Raw genomic sequence first — 1,993 nt, forward strand, 5'->3', positions numbered from 1 at the left:
AAATATATGAGCGGCCAGTATATCTGTATGCCGGACATCGATACAGGATGCCCGCTTAGCAGACTGTCCGACTTATTCTGGAACAAAGAGAGGCTGTCAGCGAATATGAATGAAACAGATGCTGTAACCATTGCCCACGCACTGCGGGCATTATCCGGGTATACAGGGAAAGACTGGCTGTAGGGAAGCATGGCAACTATACGCAAAACAGAGGTTAGGCGAAGTGTGAGGGGAATTGGGACAATTTCATAAACTGGAAGAAAAACAGGCCGTCCGGGATATCCCGGGCGGCTTTCCTGCATGAATTGTACATGGATGTTGGAACAATTTCCAGCGCAGATAAGAGAGGCATGGTTCGAAAGAGTCAGACAATATAAGATAGAAACATGGAAAATGCAGTTCAGAGAGCTGCTATAGACTGGAAATAAATAGTTGTATATACAATTGATTGTGTGACAGGAAAATGGGTGATTTCACGACAGCAGGTGAGGTTGAATCTGTGACAGCTCATGAAGTTATTAACACCAATACCTATGACATCAGCAGGATTCTGGTGGGTGAGGTGAAAAAGGTTGACGGGGAGAAGTTTCAAGAAATCAAAATCATTTATAACTTTGTCGGGGAGATACCGGCGGTAACAGAATAACGGTAATGCCCTTCCCTCTTTCCGGGGGAAGGGTTTTCTTTCTGCCCGTACACGAAAAAGAAGCCGGGTTCCCTACTCTCCGGCTTCCGGGATAAACTCTAAATGGTCTAAGGCATAGCGCAGAGCCATACACATCAATTCATTTCGGGAGCGGTCGCTTTCGCCGCCAGAGCGTCAAATTCCTCCTGCAATTCCCGGTCTATCCGCAGCGTCATGACCACCGACTTATCTTCCCGCTTGTCGGGCTTCTTCTAACACACCACAAACTTGTCTGACATGTTACATCTCCGTATTACATTCCTGCAACCATTATAAGCGATTCTTCTTGATTTTTGTACAACACACGACAAAATACAAATATGTAATATATAATAGTATTGCAAAATAAAAAGGAGGTCATGGAAGTGAAGAATGTACTGGAACAGCTTTATAATGGTGAAATCTTCCCGGCAGAACAGTATGCCCCTAAAGGTAAGGAATACCGGAAAATCTATCAGGGGAATTATAACCACTATGACGATTTTATTGAGTTATTTGCTAAACTGAATCCGCCACTTGACAAGCAGTTTATTGAAATTATGGATGAGCAGTTGGATGTAATCCCGTATGAGTTCTCGGAAATGTTCATTGACGGTTTTAAGCTGAGGCAAAAATGATGGCAGAGGTTTTCAGGAGCAAGTAAGAGGACGGGGACAGGAAAAGGCAGACGCTTTGACGGGGCGGCTGCCTTTTTGGGGTTTTTGATAAACTGGAATTCATTTGATTTCTCTTTTAAAAAAGAAGAATCCATCTATACGTTGAACCAGTTCCCAACCATCAGCACCTAACTCGTTTAATTGCATTTCAAACTCTTGCGCAATCTTTTCATATTGCTTTGTTCCCAAAGCTAAAGAGGTTGCGATTGTAATAACTTTGTATTCATACTTTTTCATTTGAAGATACCTCCTATCCGATACTTGAAATCAGCTATCTTTCCTAAAATACTCAATTATCATTATAACAATTCCCAAAACTACCAATGCGATAGAAATACCAAACCAAAGCGTAAGGTCTGATTCCGCTATTTGTGTTAAGAGTTTTCCGGGAGGAGTTGACCATCCGTTTATAGTATAATTGCTTGCAGATATAATAACAGCAAGCGTCCAAATGCTTCCAATCAGAGAAATAAATCCTCCAATAATTGCTCGTTTCAAGAATATTATCTCCTTTCGTAACTTTCTCTTTTCAGCTTAACCGATCCCGATTTTATGCTTGTTACAACTTTCCGCCAAATTGGAATTGAACAAAATCGCTACGCGATGGCCTGCCAAGGCTGTGGCGCAGTTTTTCTTAACTTTAAATAAAAAG

Annotated in this window: 4 protein-coding genes and 1 pseudogene; 3 read left to right on the forward strand and 2 right to left on the reverse strand. The window is 41.8% G+C overall.

Annotated elements, in window-relative coordinates:
* The 3 genes and pseudogenes from D5281_RS24690 to D5281_RS24700 all read left to right on the forward strand — a co-directional run.
* Positions 1 to 183 (forward strand): annotated as a pseudogene (locus D5281_RS24690) (hypothetical protein); the annotation flags it as partial.
* Between the two features lie 280 nt (positions 184 to 463).
* On the forward strand, positions 464 to 646 hold the full coding sequence (locus D5281_RS27360) for a DUF4368 domain-containing protein (protein ID WP_330585333.1): 183 nt from the start codon (positions 464 to 466) through the stop codon (positions 644 to 646).
* A gap of 404 nt (positions 647 to 1,050) precedes the next feature.
* Positions 1,051 to 1,302, forward strand: a complete 252-nt coding sequence (locus tag D5281_RS24700) for a DUF6809 family protein (RefSeq protein ID WP_330585334.1) — start codon at positions 1,051 to 1,053, stop codon at positions 1,300 to 1,302.
* A gap of 99 nt (positions 1,303 to 1,401) precedes the next feature.
* Here the strand turns inward: D5281_RS24700 and D5281_RS24705 are convergent, their stop codons facing one another.
* Both D5281_RS24705 and D5281_RS24710 read right to left on the reverse strand, forming a co-directional pair.
* Positions 1,402 to 1,578: a DUF4177 domain-containing protein gene (locus D5281_RS24705; RefSeq protein WP_160562502.1), complete on the reverse strand. Its 177-nt coding sequence runs from the start codon at positions 1,576 to 1,578 to the stop codon at positions 1,402 to 1,404.
* 30 nt (positions 1,579 to 1,608) lie between these two features.
* Positions 1,609 to 1,839: a hypothetical protein gene (locus D5281_RS24710; protein ID WP_160562503.1), complete on the reverse strand. Its 231-nt coding sequence runs from the start codon at positions 1,837 to 1,839 to the stop codon at positions 1,609 to 1,611.
* Between the last annotated feature and the right edge of the window lie 154 nt (positions 1,840 to 1,993).

The sequence above is a fragment of the Parablautia muri genome, assembly GCF_009917485.1.
Taxonomy (GTDB): domain Bacteria; phylum Bacillota; class Clostridia; order Lachnospirales; family Lachnospiraceae; genus Suilimivivens; species Suilimivivens muri.